Source organism: Clostridium paridis, assembly GCF_016765615.1.
Lineage (GTDB): Bacteria > Bacillota > Clostridia > Clostridiales > Clostridiaceae > Clostridium_T > Clostridium_T paridis.
This window is the reverse complement of record NZ_JAESWA010000022.1, coordinates 313,991-329,815: the sequence shown is the minus strand read 5'-3', so window position 1 is coordinate 329,815 and position 15,825 is coordinate 313,991. Positions and strand designations below refer to the sequence as shown.

At 30.6% G+C, this 15,825-nt stretch carries 19 protein-coding genes; 15 read left to right on the top strand and 4 right to left on the bottom strand.

Annotated features, from left to right (window positions below):
* Positions 1-30 precede the first annotated feature (30 nt).
* From JK634_RS09320 to JK634_RS09270, 11 genes are all read left to right on the top strand, one after another.
* A complete protein-coding gene (locus tag JK634_RS09320; RefSeq protein WP_202767375.1) occupies positions 31-288 on the top strand; it encodes an IreB family regulatory phosphoprotein in 258 nt (85 codons plus the stop codon).
* A 122-nt stretch (positions 289-410) separates the two neighbouring features.
* Entirely contained in the window at positions 411-824 is a 414-nt protein-coding gene (gene ruvX / locus JK634_RS09315) for a Holliday junction resolvase RuvX (protein ID WP_202767374.1), read from the top strand.
* Positions 825-873: 49 nt separating this feature from the next.
* Positions 874-1,131 (top strand): DUF1292 domain-containing protein, encoded by a 258-nt coding sequence (locus JK634_RS09310; protein WP_202767373.1) that lies wholly within the window; start codon positions 874-876, stop codon positions 1,129-1,131.
* Between the two features lie 21 nt (positions 1,132-1,152).
* Complete coding sequence (locus JK634_RS09305) at positions 1,153-1,602, top strand: Fur family transcriptional regulator (RefSeq protein ID WP_202767372.1); 450 nt, start codon at positions 1,153-1,155, stop codon at positions 1,600-1,602.
* 68 nt (positions 1,603-1,670) lie between these two features.
* Positions 1,671-3,338, top strand: coding sequence for a ribonuclease J (locus tag JK634_RS09300; RefSeq protein WP_202767371.1), 1,668 nt, complete (start codon positions 1,671-1,673; stop codon positions 3,336-3,338).
* A gap of 15 nt (positions 3,339-3,353) precedes the next feature.
* On the top strand, positions 3,354-3,707 hold the full coding sequence (locus JK634_RS09295) for a YlbF family regulator (RefSeq protein WP_202767370.1): 354 nt from the start codon (positions 3,354-3,356) through the stop codon (positions 3,705-3,707).
* Between the two features lie 103 nt (positions 3,708-3,810).
* On the top strand, positions 3,811-5,637 hold the full coding sequence (typA, locus tag JK634_RS09290; protein ID WP_202767369.1) for a translational GTPase TypA: 1,827 nt from the start codon (positions 3,811-3,813) through the stop codon (positions 5,635-5,637).
* A 98-nt stretch (positions 5,638-5,735) separates the two neighbouring features.
* Complete coding sequence (locus tag JK634_RS09285) at positions 5,736-6,380, top strand: O-methyltransferase (RefSeq protein ID WP_202767368.1); 645 nt, start codon at positions 5,736-5,738, stop codon at positions 6,378-6,380.
* Positions 6,381-6,386: 6 nt separating this feature from the next.
* The gene (locus JK634_RS09280) at positions 6,387-7,604 is read left to right on the top strand and encodes a peptidase U32 family protein (protein ID WP_202767367.1); all 1,218 of its coding nucleotides are present in this window, start codon (positions 6,387-6,389) and stop codon (positions 7,602-7,604) included.
* An 11-nt stretch (positions 7,605-7,615) separates the two neighbouring features.
* The gene (gene udk / locus JK634_RS09275) at positions 7,616-8,233 is read left to right on the top strand and encodes a uridine kinase (RefSeq protein ID WP_202767366.1); all 618 of its coding nucleotides are present in this window, start codon (positions 7,616-7,618) and stop codon (positions 8,231-8,233) included.
* A gap of 53 nt (positions 8,234-8,286) precedes the next feature.
* The gene (locus JK634_RS09270; protein WP_202767365.1) at positions 8,287-9,897 is read left to right on the top strand and encodes a penicillin-binding transpeptidase domain-containing protein; all 1,611 of its coding nucleotides are present in this window, start codon (positions 8,287-8,289) and stop codon (positions 9,895-9,897) included.
* Between the two features lie 59 nt (positions 9,898-9,956).
* Here JK634_RS09270 and JK634_RS09265 read toward each other — a convergent pair whose 3' ends face one another.
* The 4 genes from JK634_RS09265 to JK634_RS09250 form a co-directional block, all read right to left on the bottom strand.
* Positions 9,957-10,751, bottom strand: a complete 795-nt coding sequence (locus JK634_RS09265) for an ABC transporter permease subunit (RefSeq protein ID WP_202767364.1) — start codon at positions 10,749-10,751, stop codon at positions 9,957-9,959.
* 38 nt (positions 10,752-10,789) lie between these two features.
* On the bottom strand, positions 10,790-11,590 hold the full coding sequence (locus JK634_RS09260; RefSeq protein WP_202767363.1) for an ABC transporter permease subunit: 801 nt from the start codon (positions 11,588-11,590) through the stop codon (positions 10,790-10,792).
* Between the two features lie 4 nt (positions 11,591-11,594).
* Positions 11,595-12,476, bottom strand: a complete 882-nt coding sequence (locus JK634_RS09255; RefSeq protein WP_202767362.1) for an ABC transporter ATP-binding protein — start codon at positions 12,474-12,476, stop codon at positions 11,595-11,597.
* A gap of 77 nt (positions 12,477-12,553) precedes the next feature.
* Positions 12,554-13,168: a TetR/AcrR family transcriptional regulator gene (locus tag JK634_RS09250; protein ID WP_202767361.1), complete on the bottom strand. Its 615-nt coding sequence runs from the start codon at positions 13,166-13,168 to the stop codon at positions 12,554-12,556.
* A 174-nt stretch (positions 13,169-13,342) separates the two neighbouring features.
* On the opposite strand from JK634_RS09250, the gene JK634_RS09245 reads away from it, so the two are divergent.
* The 4 genes from JK634_RS09245 to JK634_RS09230 all read left to right on the top strand — a co-directional run bounded on the left by JK634_RS09245 (position 13,343) and on the right by JK634_RS09230 (position 15,815).
* Positions 13,343-13,645: a hypothetical protein gene (locus tag JK634_RS09245; protein WP_202767360.1), complete on the top strand. Its 303-nt coding sequence runs from the start codon at positions 13,343-13,345 to the stop codon at positions 13,643-13,645.
* Between the two features lie 61 nt (positions 13,646-13,706).
* The gene (locus tag JK634_RS09240) at positions 13,707-14,174 is read left to right on the top strand and encodes an immunity protein YezG family protein (RefSeq protein ID WP_202767359.1); all 468 of its coding nucleotides are present in this window, start codon (positions 13,707-13,709) and stop codon (positions 14,172-14,174) included.
* A 194-nt stretch (positions 14,175-14,368) separates the two neighbouring features.
* Entirely contained in the window at positions 14,369-15,112 is a 744-nt protein-coding gene (locus JK634_RS09235) for a DUF434 domain-containing protein (RefSeq protein ID WP_202767358.1), read from the top strand.
* A complete protein-coding gene (locus tag JK634_RS09230; protein WP_202767357.1) occupies positions 15,105-15,815 on the top strand; it encodes an MBL fold metallo-hydrolase in 711 nt (236 codons plus the stop codon). The genes JK634_RS09235 and JK634_RS09230 overlap by 8 nt, the downstream gene beginning before the upstream one ends.
* Positions 15,816-15,825: the final 10 nt, after the last annotated feature.

Genomic DNA, 15,825 nt, shown 5'->3' with positions numbered 1-15,825 from the left:
ATGGTGAAGTTGCTTAAGTAGCAGCGAAATATGAAGGACAATTTACAAAATACAATGATGTTTGATAGAAGTAAAGATAGAAAAGATTTAACTAAGGCAATTTTAACAGAAATCTATGATGCACTTATTGAAAAAGGATATAATCCAGTAAATCAATTAGTAGGGTATTTAATTTCTGGTGATCCAACATATATTACTAACTACAACGGAGCTAGAGCTCTTGTTAGGAAACTAGAAAGAGATGAAATTCTAGAGGAAGTAATAAAATCCTATTTAGGAGTAGAGTAAAGAGTGCCTGTGGGGTACTCTTTATTCTTAATATTGGGTATTTTAAATGAATATTAATTTTAAGATTAATATTCATTTAAAACAAAATTACCGTAATTATTCTTTAATTATAAGGAGAAAAAATGCGCATACTAGGTTTAGATGTTGGAACGAAAACTGTAGGTGTAGCAGTAAGTGACCCATTAGGGTTTACTGCTCAAGGTATAACAACTATTAAAAGAAAAAACTATAATTATGATATAGCAGAAATTAAAAAGATATATGATGAGTATTCTGCTGAAATTATAGTAGTTGGTTTACCTAAAAATATGAATGGTACGCTTGGAGAAGCAGCTGAAAGAACTTATAAGTTCTGTGAGAAGCTTGAAGCCTCTTTTAATCCTAAGATTGAATACTGGGACGAGAGACTGACAACTATGGCAGCTCATAGAGCTATGTTAGAAGCAGATTTGTCAAGAGGAAGAAGAAAAGAAATAGTGGATAAAATAGCGGCAGCCTTAATTTTGCAAGGATATTTAGATAGAAATTCTAAATAGTGGCTTCCAATTTTATATATGTGAATAAATTAAGAGAAGGAGTGTATTTATGGAGAACAATGTTGACAAAATTACATTATTAGACGAAGAGGGAGTGGAGACAGAATTTGATGTGTTAACAAAGCTTGATATCGAAGATAATGAGTATGTTATAGTTGTACCTTCAGATTCAGCGGATAGTGAAGAAGAAGCTATAGCATTAAAAATTATTAAAGATGAAGAAGGAAATGATGTTCTAGCAACTATTGAAGATGAAGAAGAATTTCAAATGGTTGCAGAGGCATACGAAGCTGTATTCCAGGATTAAGTATAAAGAGAGGGTAAATTTATGCCATATTTAAGTGAAAAAGAGATTAATGAGTTAAAAGAAGATTTAAAGAAAAAAGGGTATAAGCTAACACCACAAAGAAGAGCTATTGTAAATACCATAATTGAAAATGAAGGTAAACATCTGACTACCGAAGAGATATATGATGAGGTAAAAAGAGGATGTCCTGAGATTGGTTTAGCTACGGTGTATAGAACTATTTTACTTTTGGAAGAACTTGGCATAATATATAAACTAGATTTAGATGATGGATGCGCTAGATATGAACTTGCTCATGAGGGAGAAACTCATAGACATCATCATCTAGTATGTAACGTGTGTGGAAAGGTCTTAGAAGTAGAAGATGACCTTTTAGAAGTCATTGAAAATAAAATTGAAGAAACATACAACTTTAAAATATTAGATCATTCAGTAAAATTCTATGGAATTTGCAATGATTGTAAAAAATAATAGTAAAGGTATCCTCTTAACAAAGGAGAAGACATCTTTAGTATTTCAAATATAAAAGGAGGGGAAATATGAAAAGAGAAAAAGCAAAAGTTAAAGTAATTCCTCTGGGAGGAATTAATGAAATCGGTAAGAATATTACTGCAATAGAGTTTAAAGATGATATTGTTGTAATAGATTGTGGATTGAAATTTCCAGATGAAGATATGTTCGGAATTGATATAGTTATACCTGATGTGTCATATCTTATAAAGAACAAAGATAAAGTTAGAGGTATATTTTTAACACATGGTCATGAGGACCATATAGGGGCATTACCATATGTCCTAAAGCAATTAAATGTGCCTGTATATGGCACAAAGCTAACAATTGGATTGGTTGAAACAAAATTAAAAGAGCATGGGTTACTTAGTACAACTGAACTTATAAGAGTTAAATCTAGAGATGTAATAAAGCTTAACTCGGTTTCAGTAGAATTTATAAAGCAAACTCACTCAATTGCAGATGCTTCAGCAATTGCAATCCATACGCCTATAGGTGCGGTACTTCATACAGGAGATTTTAAGATTGATTATACTCCAATTGATGGAGAGCAAACAGACTTTACAAGACTAGCTGAACTAGGAAGAAAAGGTGTTCTGCTTATGTTAGCAGAATCTACTAATGTTGAAAGACCTGGATATTCTATGTCAGAGAGAACTGTAGGGGAAAGTTTTATTAATCTATTTGGTAAAGCAAAAGGAAGAATTATAGTTGCTACCTTTGCATCTAATGTTCACAGAATGCAACAGATAATTACAGCTGCACAGATTTATGGAAGAAAAGTTGCTGTTTCAGGAAGAAGTATGGAGAACGTTCTTCAAGTTGCCATGGAATTAGGTTATATAGATGTGGGTAAGGATACATTAATAGGAGTAGATTCAATTAATAAATATCCTCAAGATAAGATGGTAATAATCACAACTGGTAGCCAAGGGGAACCAATGTCAGCTTTAGCAAGAATGGCAAGTTCTGACCATAAAAAAATAAATATATTGGAAGGGGATACTGTAATTATTTCAGCCTCACCTATTCCAGGAAATGAAAAGTTAGTGTCTAAAGTTATAAACTCATTATTTAAAAAAGGTGCAAATGTAATATATGAAGCTTTAGCAGATGTTCATGTATCTGGTCATGCATTCCAGGAAGAACTTAAGTTAATGCATACTTTAGTTAAACCAAAATACTTTATGCCAGTTCATGGTGAATATAGACATTTAAAACAACATTGTGATCTAGCTGTTAAGCTAGGATTACCGGATAAAAATGCTTATATTCCTGAAAATGGGGAAGTAATAGAAGTAACTAGAGATGGAATAAGAAAAAATGGTACTGTTGTTTCAGGTCAAGTCTTTGTTGATGGACTTGGAGTTGGTGATGTAGGAAACATAGTATTAAGAGATAGAAAGCATTTATCACAAGATGGTATTTTAACTGTTGTTGTAACAATAGAGAAAGAATCAGGTACAGTTATTGCTGGTCCAGATATTATCTCTAGAGGATTTGTATATGTAAGAGAATCTGAAGGCTTGATGGATGAAGCAAGAGATATTGTTAAAAACGTGTTAAAAGATTGTGAGGAAAGAAAAATTACTGATTGGGCAACCTTAAAGTCAAACATGAAGGATCAATTAAGAAGTTTCCTTTATGAAAGAACTAAGAGAAAGCCTATGATATTACCAATAATTATGGAAATTTAATTAGGGGGAGAGACAATGCAAAATATTTATGATAAAGTTCACGCTTTAGCGGATGAATTAAAAAATGATCCTCAAGTTATAGATTATAGAGAGGCTACAAATAAAATTAGTGAGAATCCAGAAGCTAAAAAAATGGTTGAAGATTTTAGAAGAATTCAATTTGAAGCTTATAGTGAACAAGTTCAAACAGGAAAAATATCAAAAGAAACTGAGGAAAAAATGCAAAATCTTGGGGGCGCTATAATGTTAAACCCACAAGTTTCAAGCTATATTTCAGCTGAAGCCGCTTTTGCTCAGATGTGGGACGATATTTTAAAAATCTTAAATGACGCAATAGGAGTAAATATTATTGCACCATCTCAAGAATAAGATTTGACTTTTTTACTCTCTAATATTAGAATGTAATATAGACTGAAGATTGGATACGTAAGTATCCAATTTTATTTTGCAAATTTTGCTTGGAGGAATAAGAATGAATTTAACTGTAAGAGAAGATATAAGAAATATTGCTATTATTGCCCATGTTGACCATGGTAAAACAACATTGGTAGACGCACTACTTAAGCAAAGCAATATATTTAGATCAAATGAAAAAGTCGAAGAAAGAGTAATGGACTCTAACGACTTAGAAAAAGAAAGAGGAATAACAATTCTTTCTAAAAACACTGCTGTTATACATAATGGAATTAAAATAAACATTATTGATACCCCAGGACATGCTGATTTTGGTGGAGAAGTTGAACGTGTACTTAAAATGGTTGACTCAGTTTTACTTGTAGTTGACTCTTATGAAGGTCCAATGCCACAAACTAAATTCGTATTAAGAAAAGCTCTTGAATTAGGATTAAAGCCAATCGTTGTAATAAACAAAATTGACAAGCCTAATGCAAGACCAGAAGAAGTTATTGATGAAGTATTTGACTTATTCTTAGAACTTGGTGCTGAGGACGAGCAATTAGACTTCCCAATAGTTTATGCATCTGCAAGAGACGGAATAGCAAAGCTAGAAGTTGAAGATGAATCAGACAACATGGAACCTTTATTTAAAACAATAGTTGAGAGGGTTGAACCACCTAAGGGACAGGCAGACGAGCCATTACAAATGCTTATAACTACATTAGATACAAGTGAATATGTAGGTAAAATAGCTATTGGTAAGATTGTACGTGGAACTATCAAGAAGAATCAAAACTTATCAATTGTTAAGCAAGATGGAAAAATTACAAACTTTAAGGCTTCAAACATATATACATATGAAGGTCTAAAGAGAGTTGATGCAGATAGCGCATCAATAGGTGATATAATAGCAGTTTCAGGTATTGGTGATGCTAATATAGGTGAAACTATTGCAGATTCAGCTAATCCAGAAGCACTTCCATTTGTTGATATAGACGAACCTACATTAAACATGAACTTCATGGTTAATGATTCACCATTTGCAGGAAGAGAAGGAGAGTTTATAACTTCAAGACACTTAAGAGATAGATTATTTAAGGAACTTGAAACAAACGTAAGTTTAAAAGTTGTGGAACTTTCCCCAGATTGTTTTGAAGTATCAGGAAGAGGAGAACTTCACTTAGCAATATTAATAGAGACTATGAGAAGAGAAGGCTATGAATTACAAGTTTCTAAACCAAATGTTATATTTAAAGAGGAAAATGGTAAGAAGCTTGAACCAATAGAATACTTAACTATAGATGTTCCAGAAGAGTTTATGGGACCAGTTATGGAAAAGTTAGGACCTAGAAAAGCAGAGATGGTTAATATGACTTCTGCACAAAATGGATATACTAGACTTGAATTTAATATTCCAGCAAGAGGACTTATAGGATTTAGAAATGAATTCTTAACTGATACAAAGGGTAACGGAATAATGAACCACGTATTCCACGGATATGAACCATATAAGGGTGAAATACCAGGAAGAAGCAGAGGGTCGATAGTTGCATTTGAATCAGGAGATGCTTTAACTTATGGATTATTTAATGCACAAGAAAGAGGTACTTTATTTATCGGTGCTGGTACAGAAGTATACGAAGGTATGATAGTTGGAGAATCTTCAAGAGCAGACGATTTAGACGTAAATGTATGTAAGAAAAAACATTTATCAAATACAAGATCTTCTGGTTCTGATGATGCATTAAAACTTTCTACACCAAGAGCTATGTCACTTGAACAATCATTAGAATTTATTAATGGTGATGAGTTAGTAGAAGTTACTCCTGTAAGCATTAGAATGAGAAAAAGAGTTCTAGACAGTGGTGAAAGAAAGAAACAAATTTCAAGAAGTAAAAAATAACTCATGGATAATAGGGCTTCTATTATGAAGCCCTATATTTAGGGTTTCTAATAGGAAATTCTGAACCATGAGTTCCCTTATAATTTGGAGGAAGTATAATGAGTGGAGTCACTTATGATTATATGGAAAAATATATAAGAGATCTTATTCCAGAAAAGGAAGGATACTTAAAAGAACTTGAGGATTTTGCACATGAAAACCATGTTCCGATTGTTCAAAAAGAAACTGCAAAGTTTTTAGAATTTATGGTGAGTTTTCAAAAACCAAAGAGAATATTAGAATTAGGTACAGCTATAGGATATTCATCAATACTTATGTATGAAGCTTCAAATAAGGAGGCTTATATTACGACTATTGAGAGAAGTGACGAAATGATAGCTATGGCTAAGAAGAATATAGAAAAGTTTTCCTTAGAATCATCAATAGAAATATTACAGGGGGATTGTTTAGAAATACTTGAAAAATTAACAGAACCTTATGATATGATTTTCATGGATGCAGGAAAAGGTCACTATAATCATTTCTTACCACACTGTTTGAGATTGCTTAAAACAGATGGTATAATCATAGCAGATAATGTATTATTTAGAGGAATGGTTGCTTCAGATGAACTAGTTAAAAGAAGAAAAATCACTATTGTTAAGAGAATGAAAACTTACTTAGAATTAGTTTCAAAAGATAAGGACTTAATAACCTCTGTAATACCAATGGGCGATGGAATTGCGTTAACAAAGAGGAGGTAAAAAGTAATGAAAAAACCAGAACTATTAGCACCAGCAGGTAGTTTAGAAAAGCTTAAAATAGCTATAGACTATGGTGCAGATGCTGTATATATAGGTGGAAGCAAGCTTAATTTAAGAGCCTTTGCGGACAATTTTACAAATGAACAAATTAAAGAAGGAGTAGAATATGCTCATTCTAGAGGAAGAAAGTTATATGTAACACTAAATGTTTTCCCTCATAATGGAGATTTAGTTGGACTTGAAGACTATTTAAAGGATATTTATTCATTAGGAGTAGATGCAGTTATTGTATCAGATCCATCAATTATTGTGACAGCAAGAGATGTAGTTCCTAATTTAGAAATACATTTAAGTACTCAAGCTAATAACGTTAATTGGAGATCAGCTAAGTTCTGGCACGAACAAGGAGTAAAAAGAATTGTTCTAGCAAGAGAACTTTCTATGGTTGAAATTAAAGATATAAGAGAAAAGCTTCCAGAAGATTGTGAACTTGAAGCATTTGTTCATGGTTCTATGTGTATGAGTTACTCAGGAAGATGCCTATTATCTAACTACATGACTGGTAGAGATTCCAACAGGGGAGCTTGTGCGCAACCATGCAGATATAAATATTATCTTGTAGAGGAAAAAAGACCTGGAGAATACTTCCCTATAGTTGAAGACGAAAAGGGAACTTACATAATGAATTCAAAAGATTTATGTATGATAGAACATATTCCAGAGCTTATGGAGAGTGGAATATACTCATTTAAGATAGAAGGAAGAATGAAAAGTGCATATTATGTTGCTGCAATAGTAAAATCCTATAGAGCTGCAATTGATGCTTATATGGCTGATCCAGAAAATTATCAATTAAAACAAGTTTGGGTAGATAATTTATTAAAAGTTTCTCATAGAAGCTACCATACAGGTTTTTATTTTAATGAACCAAATAAACAAGTATATGACGATTCTTCTTACATTAGAGATTTTGATATAGTTGGAGTAGTTAAAAGCTATGATGAAGCTACAAAGATAGCTGTAATAGAACAGAAGAATAGAGTATTTGAAGGCGATAAGGTTGAAGTTTTGACTCCTGATAGAGAAAACTACACAATTGAGCTAATGGATATGAAAGATGAAAAAGGAGCAAAAATTGATGTAGCTAATAAGGCTGGAATGATATTTACAGTTACAGTAGATGCTCCATTAAAAGAAAAAGATATGCTTATAAAGGGAAAATAAGGAGGAAAAACATGAAGAAACCGATTCTTATTGGAATAACTGGGGGCACAGGATCTGGAAAAAGTTCAATTGCGAAAGCAATATATGAGAATTTTAATGAAGACTGCATAGGAATGATTCAAGAGGATTCATATTATAAGGATCAAAGTCATTTAGCTATGGAAGAAAGAGTTAAAACAAATTACGATCATCCAATGGCTTTTGATAATGATTTATTAGTTGAACATTTAAAGGCTTTATTAACAGGCAATAGAATAGAGATGCCTATATATGATTTCTCAATACATACTAGAAAAAAAGAAAAAATTGTATTAGAACCAAAGGAAATCATAATAGTTGAAGGTATATTAGTTCTTGAAGATGAAAGAATAAGAGATCTTCTAGACATAAAGATATATGTGGATACTGATGCTGATGTTAGAATAATAAGAAGAATTGTTAGAGATATTAACGAAAGAGGAAGAACCTTAGAATCCGTTATAGAGCAATATCTATCTGTAGTTAGACCAATGCATCTACAATTTACAGAACCAACAAAGAGACATGCTGATATTATAATACCAGAAGGTGGACAAAATAAAGTAGCTATAGATATTATGGTATCTAAAATAAAACAAATATTAAAATAGTGTATAAAACATCTCCCTCGAGTCAAGAATTTAATCGGGGAGGTGTTTTTTTTATGGTAAATTCCATACATGCAAAAAGAAGTAAGTATATGGGGATAGGGTTTTGTATACTTTTTATTCTTTTATCAGTGAGAACATATATTGTAGTAAATAAATATAATCCAGATAGAGCAAGTGTTTCTATGGTTAATTATCAAGTGGAGAACATTTCTCAAAATAACTATATGATGCTAGATTCTAAGGGCAAAGATTTAATGACCTATACAAAGAAGTATGTAGTTGTTATTGATTCTAAACCATTTAGTTTAAATAACTGTGATGATAATATGCAAAATCTATTAGCGTTTAACTTTATTATGAAAACCCAAGTAGATAATTTTAGCTATGATGAAATATTGAAAAAGGCTGGAAAGAGCTATTTTGTAGTTAATGAAGATACTTATAACAAAGTAAAAAATATGACTAATATAAAGGGTATATATGCTTATACTTATGATGAGTCTGATAGCAAGAATTCCTGGTCTATTACAGACTTATTAAGTAAGGTAAATACTAAGGATAAGTATGAAGACGAATCACTAGAAGCTACATTGCAAAGTTATATTAAAAATAATAAATCACCACAAGTCAAATTTTCTTTAGATAAGTCAGGTGTCTACAAAGAGGAAGGATACGAAGTTAATAAGGATAATAAAAATATTCAGTTAACTTTAGATTTAGATTTAAATAGTAGAATCAAAGATATCTTAAATAGAAGTGAGTATTCAAACTTAAAGAATGTTGGTGTAGTTTTAATGGATAGTGAAAGCGGAGATATTAAAGCGCTAGTCCAAAAAGATGAATCACAGCCCAATCTCTTAATTGGGGCAGAAGGAGTAGGTTTTGAACCAGCCTCAACCTTTAAACTACTTGTGGAACAGGCAGCATTAGAGGATAAGGATGTTTCATTAAGTGATAAGTTCGTGTGTAAAGGTGAGATATGCCAAAAAAATGGTAAGCCATATTCTCATGGAACTTTATCTGTTAGAGATGCTTTGTTAGTATCTTGTAATGATACCTTCTTTCAGGTAGCTCAAAAAGTTGGCTATGACAATTTAATGAAGTTAGCTGAGTCTGAAGGCTTGTATAGTAAGAATTTGGGCTTAACAAAAGAAATTTCAGGAACTAAGCCTAAAGAAGAAGCAGGACTTAGTAACATAGGTATAGGGCAGGCTATGACAGTCACTCCAGTACAAATGGCAGGTGCAATAAATACTATTGTAAATGGAGGAGTTTATGTTAAGCCTAGCATAGTTAAATCTATATTAGATATTAATGATAAGCCTGTGAAAAACTATACGAGTACTAAAACAAGAATTATTTCAAAAACTTCAGCAGATGAAATAAAAGAAAATATGAGAGAGGTAGTTAAAAAAGGTACTGGGACTAATGCCTTTATACCGAATATAGATATAGGAGGTAAAACAGGATCAGCAACAGGTGCCCAAGGAACGACTCATGGGTGGTTTAGTGGTTATTTTAATATAGGAAAGAAGTATTATACTATGGTAATCTTTGTTCCTGATATTAATGGTAAAAATGAAGAAGGAGAGAATTTAGTAGGAGGTAATACAGGTGCTCCTATTTTTAAGGATATTGTTTTGGATATGATGAAAAATAAATAATTTAATTATTGAGATAGTATAAAAAGAGTCCTGCATTTTTGAATGTAGGACTCTTTTTATTAAATAGCTAAGTCTCTTTTATTGTAGAAGAAATAAGTAAATACAGAAAATACAATAATCATTAATAGTGTTACAGCAACTACTATGAAATTCAGCCCGTTACCATTTACTATATCTACATAACTAAAATACTTAAAAGGGGAAAGTACGTTTAAAAAATTCATGCGATCTGTTACATCAGTAATCTTTGATATTACAAAGGATAATAGTAGTATGCCAGTTGCAATTGACCCTGATACCTTAGCCTTCTTCATAAATGCAGATAATAAGGCACCAAGTGAAAGGAAAAGCAATTGAACAATAAACATTGCAATGAAGAATGTTAATATTTCACCATTAATTGAATCACCTTTATTGTATTGACCTACCATTACTATTGAAGAAACTAAGGTAATTAAATTTATTATTACTAGATTTACAAATGCAGCAAGAAGCTTTGAAGTTATTATAGTAGATCTAGATACAGGTTTTACAATTAAAAATTCTGTGGTTTTATCTCTTTCTTCCTTTGCTATAATTCCATTACCTAAAAGTACTGCATGAATTCCAACTGTTAGCTCAATATATAGAAAAAGAAATGCGAAGAAACCACCAATACTAGTAACATCAAAGGAGCCAATTCCAAGTAATGCTTTTAAGGTGAAGGGCATCTTATTAAAAACTTCATTAGCAGAACCACCTTCAGAATAAGCTGTATACTTTGCCATACCACTTACAACCAATAAGATCATACAAATGCTCCATATTATAAGGGCTTTTCTATTGGCTTTTAATTCTCTTATAAAAATATTCATTATTATACCTCCTTTTAATTAAATCCAAGAATATAAGATTATACTGCATGGATATCTTTTTTGTTATAAACTATATAGCTTACAATTATAGAAATAATTACGATGGCTATTCCGGTAATCATATATGAAGACTCATAGCTTATATTTTTAATAATATAAGGTATATCAAAATATTTAAAAGGAGAGAAGTAACGTGCAGTGTTAGCATCTTTTCCAGTTGCAATAAGTGTTCCTAGCATGTATAAACCAAAAACTACGCCTAGTGATAGAGGTAATATATTTTTAAGTTTATTGAAAAAAACAGAAGAAACCATTCCAATTGCAACAAAAATAACTTGAATAAAGAATAGGGTAAAGTTAATTAACAAAAATGTATTTACATCAAAATCTGCGGTCTTAACAGCATTTGCCATGATGAAAGATACAGCTAAGAAAATAATATTTGTAATAATGATAACGGTAAAAGCAGCAGAAAGTTTTGCAGTTACAATAGATGTACGAGATACTGGCTTTACTAACAAGAAATCAGCTGTTCTCTCTCTAGATTCTCTAGAAAGTATTGAAACTCCAAGATTCATAGCTTGAATAGCACCAAAAACTACAATAAAGGAAAATATCATTGAGTAAAATCCTAGGATGGAAGTTATTGTATCTAAATTAATGCCAAGCATAGCTCTAACAGATGCTGGGTAACCTTCTAATAATTTTTTAAAATCTTCAGCATCATTAGCCATTCCAGGATATATTGAAAGATATAGTGCAAGTAGAGCAACTAAAACAATAATCCATATAGTTGTTGTTTTTCTCAGAGTCTTTAGTTCATGTAGAAACATATTCATCTTACTAATCCTCCTTTGAATAATAGTGCATAAAGATTTCCTCTAAATCTGGCTCTTCAATAGATATATTATTAAGTTCTATTTCAGCTAATTTTTTTGTAATAGAGTTGATATTTCCTCTAAAGATGAAACTAGCAGAGTCTTTTTCAATCTTAAGGTTATTTACACCTTTAATATTAAAATCTTCTTTTTTGATATTAGATTTACCTTCAATGCTGATTTTCTTATAGTTATTTTCTTGAAGAGTGCTAATCTTTTCAAGCTTAATGATTTTACCTTCTTTTATGAAAGCTACGCGGCTACACATCTTCTGAACTTCACCTAGAATATGAGAAGAGAAGAATACAGTCGCACCTTTCTTATTTTCTTCTTTAATAAGTTCAAAAAATCTTTGTTGCATTAGTGGGTCAAGTCCACTAGTAGGTTCATCTAATATGATTAGCTTTGGTTCATGTAAAAGTCCTTGTACTATACCAACCTTCTTCTTGTTACCAAAGGAAAGATCGTCTATTTTCTTTTTTAAATCTAAATCCATAATTTCTGATAGCTCGTGAATTCTTTTTGTACAATCCTTTTTATAAAAGCTTGCAGAATATTTTAATAAATCTAAAACTCTCATATTATCGTAATAGAATACTTCTGATGGAAGATAACCTAGTGATTGTCTTACTTCAGGGTTTTCAATACAATTCTTTCCGAATATAGTTGCGCTACCGCTAGTTGGATATATAAGTCCTAAAAGAGTTCTAATAGTAGTAGATTTTCCAGCTCCATTTGGACCAATAAAACCAAAAATTTCTCCTTCCTCTACGTTTAAATTAACATCAATAATACCTCTGGACTTACCATATTGTTTTGTAAGATTCTTAATTTCAATAACATTCATAATTGAAACCTCCTAAAATTTAATCGTATAAATCCTCTTATTATATAAATTTCTAATATGTAATTCATAGATAGCTTCTACAGGTATTCCTCTTTATAAAAGTTCTTTTTAAGCATTTCCATACAATCATAGAACTCATTACATATGCCTTCAAAATCTACATCTGTTTTACCTGAAAACTGATTCATAAAACCATCAGTCATCCAGTAGAGCATTTTCATAACAATTTTAAGATCAATTGTATCCTTGAATTTTGAAACATCCATACCATCAAAGGCAATTTTTTCTCTAAAGCCTTCACCTTGAGCAAGAATTGCTTTAATGTCATCTTTTACTTCCTCATCCTCTTCAAAATACATACTTGTTAGGAATGTAGGAATTGGAGGATACTGTTTCATAACAGAAAGCTCTATTTCAGTTGCCATTTTGATTCTCTCGAAAAAATCAGTAATTGTATTATCAAATCTATTGATAACTTCGTTTGTAACAATTGTTCCACAAAGTTCTAATAAGTATAGATACAATGCTTTTTTTGTGCCAAAGTAGTGAAATACCATAGCTTTAGAAATTCCAGCAGCATAAGCAATGTCACTAACAGAGGTTTTTTTATAGCCATTAGTTCCAAAAGTTTTTAATGCTGCATTTATAATCATGTCTTGTTTCTCTTGGGATAAGTTTTTAAACTTTTCCAAAAACACCACCTCGCAAATCGTTATAAACCGAATCGGTTTACTTGATTATAACGCCATAAACCGATTCGGTCAATAGAGTTGAAAAAATATTTTTGATGAATTAAAATTAATATGAAAAGAGTATGTAAGAATGAGTTAAAATATATTATATAAGTGAATTGGAGGTAATCAAATATGATAATGATAGGGCAAATAAGGGAAGTTTATGAGGATGATAAATATCCATCAATAAAAGAGTTAATAAATAATCCAATTAAGGAAAAAGAAAAAGTTTTAGAATATATGAGAAAATCTAAAGTTATAGCACAAGCACCAGCGGTAGGCAAGGATTTAATAAATCCTAACAATAAAACACTAGAGCTTAGCTTAATGACTGACGGTGACTATGAATGGCGTTCAGATGTAATTTACTATGTAGAAAAATATGATATGGAATTACCAGAGGTATTCATAAATCATATAGTAAGTAAGAAATAATAAGATAGAAATATGGTATAATCTAAATAATAAGTTTGCTGAATTTTCCAAAGGAGAAACTATGATTAACGAAAATAACTTAAACAAATATTACAGTGAAATAGCTGAAAAGCTAGGTGAAATTATACCTGTAGAATGGGATAAGGTAGTTATGTATGCTGAAGTGTTAGAAACTGTTAGTTCCGCCAGTTTTTACTTTTATACAGATGATTGTAATAAAATTAATTATTCTGGAACGATACCTGATAAATTTGGTGTTAGCAAAGATGCCTTTAAACTTCTTTTAAGAGAGCTTAGAGAGATTAATAGAAATCTATGGATTGAATTTAAAAATGCTGGCGAAACCACTTGGAGTACATTAAACTACAACTTAAGCAGTGACGGTAAATTCAAAGTTAAATTTGGTTATGAAATAAATAATGAAATTGGACTTTTAGAACGTGAAATTAGATGGTCATATGAAGAACTTGAAATAATACCGGATGATGAATATGGGAAAAAATTATTAGATGAATATATAAATAGTTAAGAAAGTAGTTATATAGATCTTAAGTGTTAGGAAGTTAGTTTTTAAAATATATTAATCCTAATGGTTTGGATCTTTTTTGTTATATTTTATTCGATAAGAAGTAATATTCATATTGTAATTGGAAAAACATATTTAATGATATAATTTCTTAGAAAAGATAAAAATAACTAGAAGTATTTAATAAGAGGTATAATATGAATAATATTGTTAGACGGGGTTTTTCACCTAAAGATAACGAGGAATTTGGACATGAATCTATAGAAAAACTACATAAAGCAGCTAAGGATTTATATTATCTTTTAAATCATGGTTATAACATTAAGGGAGCCTCTACATTTATTGGTAATCACTATTTACTATCTGAAAGACAGAGATTGGCTTTAGTAAGAGCAATATCATCTGAAAAATCAGTTAAGATTAGAAAAGACAAAGAAGTATTAGGAAGCTTAGAAGATTCAACAGTACATATTGATGGTTTTAATACAATTATTACTCTGGAAGTGTTATTATCTGAGTCTTTAGTACTAAGATGTTTAGATGGCACTATTAGAGATTTAGCTGGACTTAGGGGAACGTATAGGTTAATAGATAAAACAGATGTTGCTATTAATCTAGTTGGAAATATTATAAGTAAGAATAAAATAGCTGAAGCAAATTTTTATTTAGATGCTCCAGTATCAAATTCTGGTAGGTTAAAGGAAAGAATACTAGAGTTATTAAAAGTTTATAATTTTAAAGTTAATGTTCAAAATATAAATGATGTTGATAAAACCTTAGAAGTTTTACCTAACGTAATAACTAGCGATGCAATTATTTTAGATAAATGTAAAAGTTGGATAAATTTGAACAGAGAAATTATCGAAAATGAGAATTTAAATAATTGGATTGTAGATTTTAAAATTATAGAATGTATGGATAAAGGAGGGAAAAATGCTTAATTTTATAGGAGTAGGAAGTACTTTTAATACTAGGTTAGGTAATAATAGCGCTTTTATAAAAAAAGATAGTAGCCTAATTCTTATAGATTGCGGAGGAACAGTATTTCATAGATTACAAGAATTAAACCTGCTTCAAGGAATTAAAAACTTGTATTTTATTATTACTCATACTCATCCAGATCATATTGGAAGCTTAGGGGATACAATATTTTATTCAAACTACATTTTGAAACATAAGCCAATAGTTTATTTCCCAGATAAAGATTTTCTTGGTGGAATTCTAGATGGTTTAGGTGTTGAAGAAAAGATGTATTATATAAACGACTCTAAGAAAATCATAATAGATGTTAGGGAGTTTGGTAAGGTAGAAATTGAATTTATAAAAACAACACATTCTAACAAACTTCCTTCTTTTGGATTTATTATGAGTATAAATGGAGAAACATTTTATTACAGTGGTGATTCAAATGATATCGAAAATAAAATTATTGATAAACTCAAGAGAGGAGAAATTCAAAAAGTATATCAAGATACTAGTGGACTTAACTATGAAGGTAATGGACATTTATATATTAATAAATTAATTGAAATAATACCTAAGGAATTTAGAAATAAAGTATATTGTATGCATCTTGATGGTCATGTTTCGGAAGAAGAAATTAAAAATAGCGGATTTAATGTAGTTAAAATCTTTAAAAATTAATTAATCAATA